15 protein-coding genes and 1 tRNA gene are annotated in these 14,266 nt (G+C 68.3%); 12 read left to right on the top strand and 4 right to left on the bottom strand.

All coding sequences use genetic code 11. The features are described from left to right. The first annotated feature begins 49 nt into the window (after window positions 1-49). From L0D17_RS00220 to L0D17_RS00230, 3 genes are read left to right on the top strand one after another with little or no spacing between them, the layout of a single operon-like run. Window positions 50-937, top strand: coding sequence for a DMT family transporter (locus tag L0D17_RS00220; RefSeq protein ID WP_243093347.1), 888 nt, complete (start codon window positions 50-52; stop codon window positions 935-937). Then, a complete protein-coding gene (locus tag L0D17_RS00225) occupies window positions 934-1,746 on the top strand; it encodes a DMT family transporter (RefSeq protein WP_243093349.1) in 813 nt (270 codons plus the stop codon). Before L0D17_RS00220 ends, L0D17_RS00225 begins: the two co-directional genes overlap by 4 nt. 1 nt (window position 1,747) lies before the next feature. Next, window positions 1,748-2,887: an MFS transporter gene (locus L0D17_RS00230; RefSeq protein WP_243093351.1), complete on the top strand. Its 1,140-nt coding sequence runs from the start codon at window positions 1,748-1,750 to the stop codon at window positions 2,885-2,887. Here L0D17_RS00230 and L0D17_RS00235 read toward each other — a convergent pair. After that, window positions 2,869-3,963, bottom strand: coding sequence for a Fic family protein (locus L0D17_RS00235; protein ID WP_243093353.1), 1,095 nt, complete (start codon window positions 3,961-3,963; stop codon window positions 2,869-2,871). The two genes, L0D17_RS00230 and L0D17_RS00235, sit on opposite strands and share 19 nt — an antisense overlap. Window positions 3,964-4,050: 87 nt before the next feature. On the opposite strand from L0D17_RS00235, the gene L0D17_RS00240 reads away from it, so the two are divergent. Continuing rightward, entirely contained in the window at window positions 4,051-5,535 is a 1,485-nt protein-coding gene (locus L0D17_RS00240; protein WP_243093355.1) for a YifB family Mg chelatase-like AAA ATPase, read from the top strand. On the opposite strand, the gene mgsA is transcribed toward L0D17_RS00240, so the two are convergent. Continuing rightward, window positions 5,532-5,909, bottom strand: a complete 378-nt coding sequence (gene mgsA, locus L0D17_RS00245; protein ID WP_039455292.1) for a methylglyoxal synthase — start codon at window positions 5,907-5,909, stop codon at window positions 5,532-5,534. The two genes, L0D17_RS00240 and mgsA, sit on opposite strands and share 4 nt — an antisense overlap. Before the next feature lie 22 nt (window positions 5,910-5,931). Between mgsA and L0D17_RS00250 the strand changes: the two genes are divergently transcribed. From L0D17_RS00250 to L0D17_RS00265, 4 genes are read left to right on the top strand one after another with little or no spacing between them, the layout of a single operon-like run. Beyond that, on the top strand, window positions 5,932-6,255 hold the full coding sequence (locus L0D17_RS00250) for a nucleotide pyrophosphohydrolase (RefSeq protein ID WP_243093356.1): 324 nt from the start codon (window positions 5,932-5,934) through the stop codon (window positions 6,253-6,255). A 4-nt stretch (window positions 6,256-6,259) separates the two neighbouring features. Further along, a complete protein-coding gene (locus tag L0D17_RS00255; RefSeq protein WP_243093365.1) occupies window positions 6,260-7,162 on the top strand; it encodes an ABC transporter ATP-binding protein in 903 nt (300 codons plus the stop codon). After that, window positions 7,155-7,907, top strand: coding sequence for an ABC transporter permease (locus L0D17_RS00260; protein WP_243093367.1), 753 nt, complete (start codon window positions 7,155-7,157; stop codon window positions 7,905-7,907). The genes L0D17_RS00255 and L0D17_RS00260 overlap by 8 nt, the downstream gene beginning before the upstream one ends. Further along, window positions 7,897-8,967 carry a YbfB/YjiJ family MFS transporter gene (locus L0D17_RS00265; protein WP_243093369.1) on the top strand — a complete coding sequence of 357 codons (1,071 nt, stop codon included), beginning with the start codon at window positions 7,897-7,899 and terminating at the stop codon, window positions 8,965-8,967. Before L0D17_RS00260 ends, L0D17_RS00265 begins: the two co-directional genes overlap by 11 nt. Here L0D17_RS00265 and L0D17_RS00270 read toward each other — a convergent pair. Next, window positions 8,964-10,499, bottom strand: a complete 1,536-nt coding sequence (locus tag L0D17_RS00270; RefSeq protein WP_243093370.1) for a carboxypeptidase M32 — start codon at window positions 10,497-10,499, stop codon at window positions 8,964-8,966. The two genes, L0D17_RS00265 and L0D17_RS00270, sit on opposite strands and share 4 nt — an antisense overlap. A gap of 255 nt (window positions 10,500-10,754) precedes the next feature. Between L0D17_RS00270 and L0D17_RS00275 the strand changes: the two genes are divergently transcribed. The 3 genes from L0D17_RS00275 to L0D17_RS00285 all read left to right on the top strand — a co-directional run bounded on the left by L0D17_RS00275 (window position 10,755) and on the right by L0D17_RS00285 (window position 13,327). Continuing rightward, complete coding sequence (locus tag L0D17_RS00275; RefSeq protein ID WP_039455283.1) at window positions 10,755-11,825, top strand: prepilin peptidase; 1,071 nt, start codon at window positions 10,755-10,757, stop codon at window positions 11,823-11,825. A 67-nt stretch (window positions 11,826-11,892) separates the two neighbouring features. Then, window positions 11,893-12,396: a DUF2939 domain-containing protein gene (locus L0D17_RS00280; RefSeq protein ID WP_039455282.1), complete on the top strand. Its 504-nt coding sequence runs from the start codon at window positions 11,893-11,895 to the stop codon at window positions 12,394-12,396. A 10-nt stretch (window positions 12,397-12,406) separates the two neighbouring features. Beyond that, window positions 12,407-13,327 (top strand): nitroreductase family protein, encoded by a 921-nt coding sequence (locus tag L0D17_RS00285; protein WP_039455475.1) that lies wholly within the window; start codon window positions 12,407-12,409, stop codon window positions 13,325-13,327. On the opposite strand, the gene L0D17_RS00290 is transcribed toward L0D17_RS00285, so the two are convergent. Beyond that, window positions 13,281-14,093 carry a C40 family peptidase gene (locus L0D17_RS00290; RefSeq protein ID WP_243093373.1) on the bottom strand — a complete coding sequence of 271 codons (813 nt, stop codon included), beginning with the start codon at window positions 14,091-14,093 and terminating at the stop codon, window positions 13,281-13,283. The genes L0D17_RS00285 and L0D17_RS00290 overlap by 47 nt on opposite strands. Before the next feature lie 67 nt (window positions 14,094-14,160). Here L0D17_RS00290 and L0D17_RS00295 point away from each other — a divergent pair. Then, window positions 14,161-14,236: transfer RNA gene (locus L0D17_RS00295), tRNA-Trp, on the top strand. Window positions 14,237-14,266 lie beyond the last annotated feature (30 nt).

Raw genomic sequence — 14,266 nt, forward strand, 5'->3', positions numbered from 1 at the left:
CAGAAAGCGCACCCTCGCAAGCGCCGCCCTTTCGTGGAAGAATACCGCCATGCGCCCCTCGAGGCTCACCCTCCTCGCCGTGCTCCTTGCCGGCATCCTGGCCATAAGCTTCGGCAGCATCCTGGTGCGCCTAAGCCTCGAGGCCGCCCAGGACCGAAGCCTCGCCTTCAGCCTGGTGATGAGCGCCGGGCGCCTGGGTTTTGCCGCCCTCCTCCTCGCCCCGGGCTGGCTTAGGCCCTTGCGGGAAAAGAGGGGCCTTCCCTTCGCCGTGGGCGCCGGGGTCTTTTTAGCCCTCCACTTCGCCTTCTGGATCACCTCCCTCTCCTACACCTCCGTGGCAGCAAGCACCGCCCTCGTCACCACCAACCCCGTCTGGGTCACCCTTTTCGGCTGGCTCCTCTTCGGGGAGAAGCCCTCCGGCATCACCCTCCTCGGGGTGGCCGTGGCCCTCGTGGGGGGGCTTCTCATCGGGCTTGGGGATGCGGAAGGGGGTGGGGGGGAAAATCCCCTTCTGGGGGACCTCCTGGCGGTCTTGGGGGCGGTGGCGGTTTCCTTCTACTTCCTCCTGGGGCGGGAGGCCCAGCGGCGGGGGCTCTCCACCTTGGAATACATCCGGGTCGCCTACACCGTGGCGGCCTTGGTCCTCCTCCCCCTTCCCTACCTCTTTGGGGGCGGGTACGGCGGGTACCCCCCCGCCGTCTACGGCTACCTCCTCCTCATGGCCCTTTTGCCCCAGCTCGTGGGGCACACCAGCTTCAACTGGGCCACGCGGCACATCCCCCCGGTCCTGGTCACCCTGGCCATCCTCTTTGAGCCGGTGGGGGCAAGCCTCCTGGCCTTCTTGCTCTTTGGGGAGCTTCCGGGCCTCCCCGTGCTCCTCGGGGCCTTGGTCCTCCTCCTGGGCGTGGGCCTGGCCGTGGTGGGGGGTAGGCGGTGATCTTCGTGGCCCTGGCCGCCCTCCTTTGGGGCCTGGGAGGGGCCTTGGCGGGGCGGTTCATGGAGGGCATCCCCCCGGGGGTCCTCATCCCCTTGCGCTTCCTCCTGAGCTTCCTCCTCCTCCTTCCCCTCCTCCTCCGCCACCCCCCAAGGCCCGAGGAAAGGCGGCGCCTCTTGGCCGTGGGCTTCTCCCTGTCCGGGGCCCAGGCCTTTTACTACCTGGCCATCCATGCCGCGGGCGTGGCCACGGGCATCTTCCTCCAGTACCTGGCCCCCGCCCTCCTCACCCTCCACGCCCTCCTCCGCCGGGAAAGGCTTCCCGCCCGGGCCCTCTTCGGGGTGGCCCTGGCCCTTTTGGGGGCCTACATCCTGGTGGCGGGGGGGGTGGGGCTTGCGGGAAGCCCCCTGGGGGTGGCCTTTGGCCTTTTGGCCGCCCTCTCCTTCGCCCTGTACGCCGCCACCTCCCAAGGGCTCAAGACCCCGCCCTTGGTGAGCCTGGGGGTGGCCACCGGGGTGGGAAGCCTCCTCGCCCTGCCCGTTCTTCTCCTAAACCTGCCCCACCTCCTCGCCTTGGACCTCGAGGCCTGGGGCGCCGTGGCCTACCTGGTCCTCTTCGGGACCCTCCTCCCCTTCACCCTCTTCCTGCAGGGGGTGCGGCTGGTCCCCGCCCGGGAGGCCACCCTCCTCGCCATGCTGGAGCCCGTGGCGGGGGCGCTTTTCGCCTGGCCCTTGGCGGGGGAGCCCCTGCGGGCGGAGGCGCTTTGGGGCGGCGCCCTCATCCTTTTGGGGGTAGTCTTAAACTGGAGGTGATATGGCGGCGCGGGTGTTTTTCCTCTTCACCTTGGGCTACTTCCTCTCCTACTTCTACCGTTCGGCCAATGCGGTGCTCGCCAAGGACCTCTCCCAGGACCTGGGGCTTGGGCCGGCGGAGCTCGGCTTCATGACGAGCCTCTTCTACCTGGCCTTCGCCGCGGTGCAACTCCCCTTGGGGGGGTTTTTGGACCAGGTGGGGCCCCGGGTGGTGACCCCGGCCCTTCTCCTGGTGGCCGCCTTGGGGAGCGTGGTCTTCGCCTTAGCCCCGAGCTTTCCCATCTTGGCCCTGGGCCGGGCCCTCATCGGGGTGGGCATGGCCGCGGCCCTCATGGGCTCCCTCAAGGCCTTTAGCCTTTGGTTCCCCAAGAACTACGCCACGGTTTCCACCCTGCTGGTGGGCCTCGGGGCCACGGGGGGGCTTTTGGCGGCCACGCCCCTCGCCCTCCTCAAGGAGGCCCTGGGCTGGCGGGGGGTCTTCCTCGTGGGGGCCTTGGGGGTGGTGGGGGTGGCCCTGGCCATCCACCTGGGGGTGCGGAACACCCCTCCCGGGGTCCCCTGGCCCAAGGCGGGGGGGAGTGGAGGGCTCCGGGAGGTTTGGCAGAACGGGAGGCTCCTCCGGGTGGCCTTCCTTTCCCTGGCCTTCGCCGGGAGCTTCCTGGCCCTCCAAACCCTTTGGGCTGGAGCCTACGGGTACCACCTGGGGCTTTCGGCGGTGGCGGTGGGGAACCTCCTTTTCCTCTACTCGGGGATGGCGGTTTTGGGGTTTCTGGTATCCGGGTACCTGGCGGACCGCCTGGGCACGGCGCGGGTGCTCCTCCTTTCCGCCTTGGCCTTCGCCCTGGGGCTTCTTCTCCTTCTCCTCAAGCTCTTGGCCCCCGCCTACGCCCTTTTGGGCTTCTTCGGGGCCTTCAACATCCTCACCCTCACCCAGGCCCGGGAACTGGTGCCGGGCCACCTGGTGGGCCGGGGCACCACCTTGGTGAACCTCTTCGGCATCGGCGGCACCTTCCTCCTGCAATGGGGGGTGGGGGTGGTGGTGGGAAGCCTGGGGTACACGTGGGCCTTTGGGGGGCTTCTCCTCTTGCTCCTTTTGGCCCTAGGGCTTTACCTGCCCGTGCTTCAGAAGTCCTCCGGGTGAAAGAGAAGGCGCTGGAGGTCCTTCACCCGCTCGGGCCAGTCCGGCCGGATGGGAGGAAGCGACTCGGGTAAAGGAGCGGGACGCTCCCGCGTCCCCAGGAAGAGCCAAGGGTGCGAGCGAAGAGGTCCTTTCCCCGCCCGGCGGTACACCACGAACCTGCCCCTATCCACCCAAACGTAGAGGAGCGGCTTTGCCACCCCTAAGGCCCGGGCCACTTCGTCCAGGGGCAAGAGGTCGGCAAAGCGCATGAGGGCTAAGGCCACAACATTATCCAAGCGGGCGAGAAGGGACTCCCCCAGAAGGGAAGCCAAAGGCACCCAGTCACCCTGGTCCAACGCCTCCACCAAAGCCTCGGGCTTAGGCGGGGGAAACCCTCGGTGAAAACCTTGGTCCGCCCGCTCCAGGGCCTTGTAGTAGCGCTCGCGGTCCTGGGCCTCGAGGCCTTTCACCACCAGGGGGGGAAGGCCGCTACGGATGGCCACGTAGTTGAGCACAAGCCGCCCTACCCGCCCGTTTCCGTCCCGGTAAGGGTGGATGGCCTCAAAGAGAACGTGAACCTTGGCCAAGGCCTCCAGAAGGTCATCCCGTCGCAGAATTTGGGGAACCGCCTTAACAAAGGCCCGAAGGTAGTCGCTCGCCTCCAGAGGAGGCCTTATACTGGCCCCTTGAATGCGCCGCTCCACCCCGTCGGCAGGCCTTCCCCGCTCTCCCTCCAAAGCTGTTCCCCGGAAAAGCTGGCCGTGGATGTTGTTCACAAAGGCCACGTCCAGATGCCAAATCCCCTCCTGCAGGTCCTGAAGGGCCTGCTCATAGACGAACTGGGCCGTGCGAAAGTAGTTCAGGACCTCTACGGCCCCCTTTTTCCCCTTAAGGACGTCCCGGAGTTCCCGCTCCGTGGCGAAATAGCCTTCTATAGCCAGGGAATGGCGGGTGTCTTCCTGAAGCATGTAAAGCCACTCCTCATTAGCCACCTGGACTAGGTGAAGGTCTATCCCCCCGAAGCGGCGGAGAAGAGCCAGGCGCTCCTCCAGGGCACGGCGAAGTTTGCTATATGCGGTTTCGGCCTTGCGCAGCATCTGACCCCAATCTTAACGCAAAAACTCCACTGATAGAAAAGGGGCTTCCCCCTTGGCAAACTAACAAACTTTCGTTAAACTCCCTACATGCTAGCCCAGGTGCGAAGCTACGCCCTCTTCGGTCTGGACGCGGTTCCGGTGACCGTGGAGGTGGACGTTAGCCCCGGGCTTCCCACCTACGCCCTGGTGGGCCTCCCGGACAAGGCGGTGGAGGAAAGCCGGGAAAGGGTGCGGGCCGCCCTGAAAAACGCCGGCTTCCCCTACCCCCAGGCCCGGGTGGTGGTGAACCTGGCCCCGGCGGAGCTCAGGAAGGAGGGAAGCCACTTTGACCTCCCCATCGCCTTGGGCCTCTTGGCGGCCCAAGGGGTGGTGCCCCTCGAGGCCCTCTTTGGCCTCGCCGTGGCGGGGGAGCTGGGGCTAGACGGCACCCTCCGCCCCGTGCCGGGGGCGGTTAACCTGGCCCTGGCCGCCTTGGCCGAGGGGAAAAAGCTCCTCCTTCCCAAGGAGAGCGCCAAGGAGGCGGCCCTGGTGGAGGGGGTGGTGGCCCTGGGGGCGGAAACCCTGGCCCAGGCGGTGGCCCACCTGCGGGGGGAAGCGGCCCTCGCCCCCGCCCACCCCGAGGAAACGGGGGAGGCCCTGGAGGTTCTGGACCTCCGGGACGTGAAGGGGCAGGCCAAGGCCAAAAGGGCCCTGGAGATCGCCGCCGCCGGCTACCACCACCTGCTCCTGGTGGGAAGCCCGGGCTCGGGGAAGACCATGCTGGCGCGGCGCCTGCCCTTCCTCCTCCCGCCCCTCGCCCGGGAGGCCGCCCTGGAGGTGACCCGCATCCACTCCGCCGCGGGGAAGCCGGTGAAGGGGCTCCTGCGCACGCCCCCCTTCCGCGCCCCTCATCACACGGTGAGCTACGCCGGGCTCATCGGGGGCGGGGCCATCCCCAAGCCGGGGGAGGTATCCTTGGCCCACCGGGGCGTGCTCTTCCTGGACGAGTTCCCCGAGTTCTCCAGGGACGCCCTCGAGGCCCTCCGCCAACCCCTGGAAGACGGGGTGGTCACCGTGGCCCGGGCCCGGGCCAGCCTCACCTTCCCCGCCCGCTTCCTCCTGGTGGCGGCCATGAACCCCTGCCCCTGCGGCTGGCACGGCGACCCAGAAAGGCCCTGCACCTGCACCCCCTCCGCCCAAAAGCGCTACGCCGGCCGCATCTCCGGCCCCCTTTTGGACCGCTTTGACCTGGTGGTGGAGGTGCCCCGCCTCACGCCCCTGGAGCTATCCCGCGCCCCCGAAGGGGAAGGCACGGAGGCGGTGCGGGAACGGGTCCTAAGGGCTCGGGAACGGATGCTCGCCCGCCAGGGCAGGCCCAACGGGGAGCTTTCCGGCAAGGCCCTGCGGGAACACGTGCGCCTCACCCCGGGGGCCGAGGCCCTCCTGCAGGCCGCCGCCAAGAAGATGCTCCTCTCCGCAAGGAGCTACGACCGCATCCTGCGGGTGGCCCGCACCGTCGCCGACCTCCTAGGGGCGGAAAGGGTGGAAGAAGCCCACGTGGCCGAGGCGCTGGCGTACCGCAGGACCCTCTAGCCCACCAGGGAGGCGAGCCACGGGACCAAGGCTTCCGCCGCCATAGGGTTGGTGGCGAGGGGCACCCCGTGCACGTCGCACACCCGCAGGAGGGCCTGGACGTCGGGCTCGTGGGGCTGGGCGGTGAGGGGGTCGCGGAAGAACAGCACGGCCAAAATCCGTCCCTCCGCCACCCGGGCCCCCATCTGCTGGTCCCCACCCAGGGGGCCCGAAAGGAGCTTTTCCACCTCCAGCCCCGTGGCCTCCTCTATCCGCCTCCCCGTGGTGCCCGTGGCGACGAGGGGAAAGCGGGCGAGAAGCTCCCGGTGCCTCCGGCAAAAGTCCACCATGGCCTCCTTTTTGGCATCGTGGGCGATGAGGGCAAGGGCCCGCATGGGGGCATTGTACGCTTGGGGCATGGAGCCCCTCACCTTTAGGGAAGCGCAACGCCAGGTGGATGCGTGGATCTCCCAGTTCAAGGAGGGCTACTTCCCACCCCTCCTCCTGCTGGCCCGCCTCGCGGAGGAACTGGGAGAGGTGGCCCGGGTCCTGGCCCACCGCCACGGCAAAAAGCCCAAGCCGGGGGAGGCGGAAGGGGATTTGGGGGAGGAGCTTGCCGATCTCCTCTTCGTCCTCATCTCCCTGGCCAACCGGGAAGGGATTGACCTGGAGGAAGCCTTCCGCAAGGCCATGGAAAAGTACCAAAAGCGGGACGCCACCCGCTGGAGCCCCCTAGACTAGGGCCATGGAACCCCTCCTCCAGGCCCGGGGGCTGGTGAAGCGCTTTGGGGCCCTCACCGCGGTGCGCAGCGTGAACCTCGCCTTGCGCCCGGGGGAGGTCCTGGCCTTCCTGGGCAAAAATGGGGCCGGCAAGACCACCACGGTGAAGATGCTCTCCGGCCTCCTCCTTCCCGACGAGGGGGAGGTGCGCCTATTGGGCCGGGATCCCTTCCAGGACCCCAAGGCCCTCCGCCATCTGGGGGCGGTGCTGGAGGGGAACCGCAACGTCTACTGGCGGCTCACCCCCTTGGAGAACCTGGTCTACTTCGGCGTGGCCCGGGGGCTACGCCTGAAGGAGGCCCAAAAGCGGGCCTTGGCCCTCCTGGAAGCGTACGGCCTCCGGGAAAAGGCCCACACCGAGGTGCGCCACCTCTCCCGGGGCATGCAACAGAAGCTCGCCCTCCTCCAGGCCCTCATCCACGACCCCGAGGTGCTCCTTTTGGACGAGCCCACCCTGGGCCTGGACGTGGAAACCGCCCTCTTGGTGCGGGAGCGGATCCGGGCCCTGGCCCAAAGCGGCAAGGCCATCCTCCTCACCACCCACCAGTTGGAGGTGGCCGAGGCCCTGGCGGACCGCATCGCCATCATCCACCGGGGGGAGGTGGTCCTGGAGGAGGAAAAGGGCGCCCTCCTCGCCCGCTTCGCCGGGGACCACTACGTGCTGGAGCTGGAGGGCCCCGTGCCGGAAGGAGCCTTGGCTCGGCTTCGCGCCCTGGGGGTGGAAGGGGATGGACCTTTCCTCTTTCGCGGGGACGGGAAGGCGCTGTGGCGGGTCCTCGAGGCCCTCAAGCCCCTTCCCCTCAAGCGGGTGGCCAAGGCGGAGGCCGATCTTCTGGAGGTCTTTTTAAAGGTGGTGGGCCATGCTTGACCTCTTTTTGGCAGAGTTCTGGCGGAGCCTCCTCTACCTCCGCCGCTACCCCCTGGAGCTTCTGGGGGCGGTGGTCACCCTAAGCCTCATCTTCTACTTCCTCTTCCTCGGGGCCCGGTTCCTGGCGGGGCCGGGGGCGGAGTTCGGGGGAAGGCTGGAGGCGGTGCTGGTGGGCTATTTGCTTTGGACCTTCACCCTTTCCGCCTATAACGGCCTCTCCTTCGGCCTTATGGAGGAGGCGCAGACGGGCACCCTGGAGCAGGTCTTCCTCACCCCCTATGGGCCCATCCCCCTCTTTTTGGTGCGGAACCTGGCGGGGCTCCTTTCCCAGGGCCTCTTGGTCTTCCTCATCGCCCTGGTCCTCATGGCCCTCACCGGGGCCCGGCTCGCCTTCGCCCCTGGGGTGATCCTCCCCTGCTTGGCGGTGCTCCTCGGGGGGTACGGCCTGGGCTTCGCCATGGGGAGCCTCGCCCTCCTCTACAAGCGGGTGGAGCAGCTTCTGGGGCTTTCCCAGTTCCTCCTCCTCTTCCTCCTCCAGGCCCCGGGCACGGGGCCCTTCGCCCTCCTGCCCTTAGCCCCGGGGGCGGCCTTGGCCCGGAGGATGCTGGCGGAAGAAGCCCCCTTGGACCCCTCTGCCTTGGGCCTCGCCTTCCTGAACGGCTTGGCCTACCTGGGCGTGGGCCTCTTCCTCTTCCGGCGGGCGGTGTACAGGGCCAAGCGGCTGGGCCTCCTCCATGGCTATTAGGATCCTCCTCCTCACCCTGGGGCCCGGGGTGGCCCTGGGCCTGGGGCGCTTCGCTTACGCCCTGGTCCTTCCCCTCATGCAGGCCGCCTGGGGGCTTTCCTACGCCCAAGGAGGGCTTTTGGGTAGCGCCAACACCTTGGGGTATTTCCTGGGAGCCATCGTGAGCCACCGCCTTTTGGGGTGGCTCGGCTACCGGAGGGGGTTTTTCCTGGCCCTCCTCCTTCAAGGGGGGGTCTTGGCCCTCACGGGGGCGGATGGGTACGCCTTGGCCTTCGCCTTAAGGCTTCTCCAAGGCGCTTTGGGGGCCTTGGTCTTCGTGGGCGGCGCCGCCTTGCTCATGGCCCTGGGAAGCTCGGGGCGGAGCTTGGGCGCCTACTACGGCGGGGTGGGCCTCGGCCTCCTCCTCGCCCCCTGGCTCCTCTTGGGAGCGGACACGCCGGAAAGCGCCTGGGGACGGCTTGGCCTTGGGGCCTTTCTCCTCTCCTTGGCCCCCCTTTGGACCTGGAAAGCGCTCAAGGAGCCCCCGCCTCCCGCCCGGGGGGAGGGAAGCCTCAGGCCCATCCTCCCCCTTCTCCTGGCCTACGGCCTCTACGGGGCGGGGTACATCGGCTACATGACCTTCGTGACCACGGCGGTGGGGGACTGGACCCTGCTTTTCACCCTCCTCGGCCTGGGCGCCCTCCTTACAGGGGTGGTCTGGGGTACCTGGGTGGAGCGGGTGGGAGGGAAGCGGGGGCTATTCCACGTGCTCCTGGTGCTCTTTTTGGCGAGCCTCCCCCCCTTGGCCCAGGGGCTTCCCGGGCTTAGCGCCTTCCTCTTCGGCCTGGCCTTCTTAGGGGTCATCACCGCCGTCACCCAGGCCTTCCGCGCCCTCCTCCCCCCTTCCGCCTGGCCCAGGGCCATGGGGCTTTCCACGGCGGCCTTCGCCTTAGGCCAAGCCTTAGGCCCCGCCTTGGCGGGGCTAGGGGCCGAAGCCTTGGGCCGGGGGGAGGGGGCCTTGTGGGTGGCGAGCCTCCTCCTGGCCCTAGCCCTCCCCCCCGTCTGGCCCCGGCGGGGCTAGAAGCCGTAGAGGGCGGCGAACTTGCGCTCCAGGTAGGCCAGGAAGGGCTTGGCGCTCGGGGCTTCCCCGGTCACCCGCTCCACCAGGGCCCTGGGGCGGAAACGGCTCCCCTCGGCGTGGATCTTGGCCCGGCTCCAGTCCAAAAAGGGCCGGAACTCCCCCCGGGCAAACATGGGCTCCAAGGCCCCAAACCCCGCCTCCGCCTTCTGGAAGAACTGGGCGGCGTAGAGGTTGCCCAGGGTGTAGGTGGGGAAGTAGCCAAAAAGCCCCCCGGACCAGTGGACATCCTGCATGACCCCGTCCTTGTAGTCCTTGGGGGCCACCCCGAGGTAGGCCCGGTACTTCTCCGCCCAGGCCTCGGGAAGGTCCTCCAGGGCGAGCTCGCCCCGGAAGAGGGCCACCTCGAGCTCCAGGCGCACCAGGATGTGGAGGTTGTAGGTGACCTCGTCCGCCTCCACCCGGATGAGGGAGGGAGCCACGGCGTTCACGGCGAAGTGGAACTCCTCTAGGCCCACATCGGCGAGGCTCGCAAAGACCTCCTTCGCCCGGGGGAAGAAGCGCTCCCAAAAGCCCAAGGAGCGGCCCACCAGGTTCTCCCAAGTGCGGCTTTGCGACTCGTGCACCCCCAAGGAGACCGCCTCCCCCCTGGGAGTGCCCCAGTGCTCCTTGGGCAGGCCCTGCTCGTAGAGGGCGTGGCCCATCTCGTGCAGGGTGCCGAAGATGCCGGCGTTGAAGAAGTCCTCGTAGTAGCGGGTGGTGATGCGCACGTCCCCCGGGCCGATGGAGATCTCAAAGGGGTGGGCCGTGGGGTCCAGGCGGCCGGCCTCGAGGTCGTACCCGCAGGCCTGAAGGAGCTCTAGGGCGAAGGCCCGCTGCGCCTCCTTGGGGTAGGGGCGGTGGAGGATCTCCGTCCTGGGCTGCTTGGCGCTGCCCAGGATGCGGTCCAAAAGCCCCCTTAGCCCTTGGCGGAGCTCGGCGAAGAGGGGTAGAAGCTCCTCCACGCGCATCCCCGGCTCGTACCCGTCCAAAAGGGCATCGTAAACCTCCCCGTAAGGCGGGTCCCCGGGGGCCGGGGGAAGGCTATAGAGGATGTTGGCCTTCTCCTGGGTCAGGGAGAAGACCCGCTTGAGGTAGGGCAAAAAGCCCTGCCAATCGTTGCGGGGCCTTGCCTCTTCCCAAAAGCTTTCGCTCTCGCTTTCCGCCTGGACCAGCTCCACGGCGAGCCTTTCGGGAATGGCCCGGGCCCGCTCGTAGGCCTGGCGCCACTCCCGCACGTTCACCGCCGCGTCGGAAAGGGGGTCTTGCACCAAGGGGGAACCCTCCACCCGCTCCAACCACTCCCCGATGCGGGGGTCGGTCATGCGCTGGTGGAGGAGGCGGGCCAGGGCGGCCATCTGCCGGGCCCGGTGCTCGTGCCCCTTCCTGGGGATCATGGTGCGCTGGTCCCAAGCGGCCAAGGCCCCCAAGGAGGCCAGGTAGGCGGTTTCCCTTTGGAACTCCAAGAGGTTTTGGTAAGCGGCTTCCGGCGTCACGGAAGCATCCTACACCTGGGGTGTGAAAGCGGGGCGAATGGCCTCCCGCCTCCGCGACCCAAGGAAAAGGGGCGGCTCGCCCTAAGTTCCCCCTGAAGGGGCCCACCCAAGCCCTCCGCCCAGCCCAGACCGAGGACGCGGCGAAAGGCCTCGAGGATGGGCCGGCTAGAACCGCCCCTCTTTCGGAAGCTTCCAAACCCAGAGCCCCTCCTAGACCCCAAGAACCCCAGGCGGCCCACCCCGTAAAATGCCCCCATGTGGCCCCTCTTCGCCCTGGTCTTGGGCCTTTTGGTGGGCTCCTTCCTCAACGTGGTCATCCACCGCCTGCCTAAGGGAGAATCCATCGTCTTCCCCCCTTCCCGCTGTCCCCACTGCGCCCACAGGCTTTCAGCCTTGGACCTGGTCCCCGTCTTCTCCTACCTGGGCCTTCGGGGGCGGTGCCGCTACTGCGGCAAGCCCATTAGCCCCCGTTACCCCTTGGTGGAGGGGCTCACGGGGGGGCTTTTCCTCCTCGCCGCCCTCTTTTACCCGCCCTCGGTGGAAGCGCTTTTGGTCTTCGCCTTCTTGGGCTTTCTCGTGGCCCTCTCCTTCATTGACCTGGACACCTTTGAGCTTCCCGACGCGCTCACCTACGGCCTCCTCTTCCTGGGCCTCCTCGGGGCCTGGCTCCTTTCCTTTCCCCTCCCCTTCGGGGAGGCCCTGGACGGGGCCCTCCTGGCGGCGGGAGGGCTTGGGCTCATCGCCGGCTACGCCAACCTCTTCATGAGGCGCTTCCAAGAGGGCCGGGCCGAGGTGCCCGTGGGGCCCCACCAGGTGCACATGGCGGCCCTCTTCGGGGCGCTGTTGGGCCCCGGGGTGGGGATGGCCTTGGCCTTCCTCACCTGGGCCCTTTCCGGGCGCACCGGAAAGCCCGTGGTCCTGCCGGACCGCCTGACCCTGCCCCTTCTGCCCCTGGCCCTCCTCCTCGCCCCCGCCCTGGGCCTGGACCTCCTGGCGAGCCTCAAAGGAGCCCTCCTCGCCGCGGGGGGCCTGGCCCTGGCCGGGGGGCTTTACTGGGCCCTCCGCCCGGTGCCGGAAGGGGAAGACGAGGAGCCCGTGGCCCTGGGTTACGGGGATGTGAAGCTTTTGGGAGCCTTGGGCGCCTGGCTTGGGCTTTACGCCTTCTTGGCCCTCTTCCTCGGGGTCTTCGCCGGGGCTTTGGCCGGGCTCCTTTTCCGCCAGCGCAAAATCCCCTTTGGGCCCTACCTGGCCCTCGGGGGGGTGGCGGCCTTCTTCTTCGGGCCGGCCATCTGGGAGGCTTACTTGCGCCTTCTCGGGGTTTACTAACCAGCCCTTGGCCCCGTATTCTGTAGGGGGGACAGGTTTATTCCCCTTTCCAAATCCAGGAGGAGCCATGCGGAAGCCCCTATGGATCGCTCTTTTGGCCCTCGGCCTTGTGGGTGTGGCCCTGGGAGCCTACCTTTGGGCCTCGCCCTACCTCTTCCTCCGCCACCTGCAAAACGCCATCCTGGCGGGCGACCGGGCCCAGCTGGAGCGCATGGTGGACTTCCCCCGGGTGCGGGAGGGGCTTAAGGCCCAGATCAACGCCCACGTGCTCCAGGAGGCGGCCAAGGAAGCGGAGAACAACCCCTTCGCCGGCCTGGCCTACCTCTTCGCCGCGGGCCTGGTGAACGCCTTTGTGGAGGCCCTCCTCACCCCGGAGGGGCTCGCCGCCTTGGGCACGGGCGCCGAGCCGGGCCAAGCCCCCAAGGAGGAGGTGAAGAACTGGCGGCTAAGGTACCTGGACTTCCGCACCGCCTACATCCACCACAAGGACGACCCGGAAAGCCGGCTTTACCTGGAGCGGCAGGGGCTTTTCGGCTGGAAGGTGGTGCGGCTGGAGTTTCCCTTGCAGTAGGATGCCTCCCGTGGACCTTCTGGAAGTCCTGGCCAGACGGCGTAGCACCCGCCGCTTCAAGCCCGAGCCCATCCCCGAAGAGGACCTAGAAAAGCTCCTCTTCGCCCTGCAGCGGGCCCCCACGGACGCCAGCGCCCAGCTCTACTCCGTCATCCGGCTCCGGGACCCCGCCCTCCGGGACGAGATCGCCAGGCTCTCCGGGGAGCAGGAACACATCCGGCAGGCGGCGGAGTTCTTCGTCCTCTTGGCGGACGTGCACCGCCTGGAACGGCTTCTCGCCCACCGGGGGCAAGCCATGGCCCCTTGGCCCAGGACCGCCCTCCACTTCGCCATCCTGGACGCGGGGCTTTCCGGGGCTTACCTGGCCCTCACCGCCGAGGCCTTGGGCTACGGGGTTTGCTTCATCGGAGGGGTGCTGAACGGGATAGAAGCCCTCGTAGACCTCCTGGGGCTTCCCCCGGGGGTTCTTCCCGTGGCGGGCCTGGCGGTGGGCGTGCCCGACGAGGAGGGCCCGCCGAGGCCAAGGCTTCCCCGCAGGCTCGTGGTCCACGAGGACCGCTACCGCCCCTACAGCGCGGAGGACCTCGAGGAGGCCTACCGGGCCATGGCCCCCTACAGCCGGGTGGGGGACTGGAACCGGGTGCTAAAGCGCTACTTCACCCAAGGGGGCACCATGGAGGCGCGGGAAACGCCCTATGGCAGGGCCCTAGCCCGCCAGGGCTTTGACCCCGACCTACCCCCAGGGGCCCCCTTCTACTCCCTCGGGGCCCTTTTGGAGGAGGCCCTTCGGGAGGCCAGGGGGGTGCTCTTCCGCCCGGGGGAGGCCTGGTTGGAGCGGGAGCAGGAGGCCTTCCGGGGTGAAGGAAGGCCAGGAGAAGCCCTCCTCACCGCCCTGAGGAAGGCCCGGGGGGAGATCCCAGACTGGCCGTAGCCTCCTGCGCCACCCGCCGCGCCCCCCGGTAGGCCTTTTGGTAGAAGGGGGCCTCGAGGCTCTCAATCACCACCCGGCTCCCGTAGCTAGAGGCGTGGGCGAAGACCCCCCGGCCCAGGTAGATGCCCACGTGGTCCACCTCCTTCCCCCCGAAGCTGAAGAAGACCAGATCCCCGGGGCGGAGGGCATCGGCGGGGGTGAGGGCCTGGTACTGCTCCTTTGAGGTGCGGGGCAAGGCCACCCCAAGCTCGGCGTACACCTGGGCTACGAAGGCGGAGCAGTCCAGGGCCAAGGGGGAGTTGGCCCCGTACTTGTAGGGCACCCCCAGGTAGCGGAGCACCGCCCGCAAGAGGGGGCTTTCGGGGTTCCACTCCTCCTCCACCTCCCCTTGCGCCTGCCCTTCCGGGGCGGGTGGGGCCTCCTGGTTTGGGGGAAGCCGGAGCACCTGCCCCACCTTGAGCTCGGGGGAGGCGAGGCCGTTTAGGCGCATGAGCGCGTCCACCGTGGTCCCATAACGGCGGGCGAGGGCAAAGAGGGTGTCCCCAGGGGCCACCACGTGGGTGGAGGCCTCGAGGGGCTTCACCTTCAACACCTGCCCCGGGCGAATGAGGAAGCTTTCCAGCCCGTTGAGGCGCATGAGCTCCTCCACCGTGGTGCCGTAGCGCCGGGCGAGGGAAAAAAGGGTGTCCCCGGGCGCCACCACGTGCGTGGCCTCCTGGGCGAAGGCGAAAAGGAGTAAGAGCAAGGCAAAAAGAAGGCGGGGCATGGAGCCATTTTACCCCTTCCGCCCCCTTCCCCTTGGCGTCAAGGGTGTGCTACAATCCCCAAGGCGGGGGCCGTTAGCTCAATTGGCAGAGCACCGGTCTCCAAAACCGGGGGTTGGAGGTTCGAGTCCTTCACGGCCCGCCAGCGCGCCCTCCCTGAGGGAGGGCCTTTTTC

This window comes from Thermus thalpophilus (genome assembly GCF_022760915.1).
GTDB classification, from domain to species: Bacteria; Deinococcota; Deinococci; order Deinococcales; family Thermaceae; genus Thermus; species Thermus thalpophilus.

Excerpts from the sequence above, each read along its gene's own strand:
- L0D17_RS00230 (WP_243093351.1), top strand. The coding sequence starts at position 1,748 with ATGGCGGCGCGGGTGTTTTTCCTCTTCACCTTGGGCTACTTCCTCTCC.
- L0D17_RS00265 (WP_243093369.1), top strand. The coding sequence starts at position 7,897 with ATGGCTATTAGGATCCTCCTCCTCACCCTGGGGCCCGGGGTGGCCCTG.
- L0D17_RS00260 (WP_243093367.1), top strand. The coding sequence starts at position 7,155 with ATGCTTGACCTCTTTTTGGCAGAGTTCTGGCGGAGCCTCCTCTACCTC.
- L0D17_RS00275 (WP_039455283.1), top strand. The coding sequence starts at position 10,755 with ATGTGGCCCCTCTTCGCCCTGGTCTTGGGCCTTTTGGTGGGCTCCTTC.
- L0D17_RS00235 (WP_243093353.1), bottom strand. The coding sequence starts at position 3,963 with ATGCTGCGCAAGGCCGAAACCGCATATAGCAAACTTCGCCGTGCCCTG.
- L0D17_RS00220 (WP_243093347.1), top strand. The coding sequence starts at position 50 with ATGCGCCCCTCGAGGCTCACCCTCCTCGCCGTGCTCCTTGCCGGCATC.
- mgsA (WP_039455292.1), bottom strand. The coding sequence starts at position 5,909 with ATGCGGGCCCTTGCCCTCATCGCCCACGATGCCAAAAAGGAGGCCATG.
- L0D17_RS00280 (WP_039455282.1), top strand. The coding sequence starts at position 11,893 with ATGCGGAAGCCCCTATGGATCGCTCTTTTGGCCCTCGGCCTTGTGGGT.
- L0D17_RS00240 (WP_243093355.1), top strand. The coding sequence starts at position 4,051 with ATGCTAGCCCAGGTGCGAAGCTACGCCCTCTTCGGTCTGGACGCGGTT.
- L0D17_RS00290 (WP_243093373.1), bottom strand. The coding sequence starts at position 14,093 with ATGCCCCGCCTTCTTTTTGCCTTGCTCTTACTCCTTTTCGCCTTCGCC.
- L0D17_RS00250 (WP_243093356.1), top strand. The coding sequence starts at position 5,932 with ATGGAGCCCCTCACCTTTAGGGAAGCGCAACGCCAGGTGGATGCGTGG.
- L0D17_RS00255 (WP_243093365.1), top strand. The coding sequence starts at position 6,260 with ATGGAACCCCTCCTCCAGGCCCGGGGGCTGGTGAAGCGCTTTGGGGCC.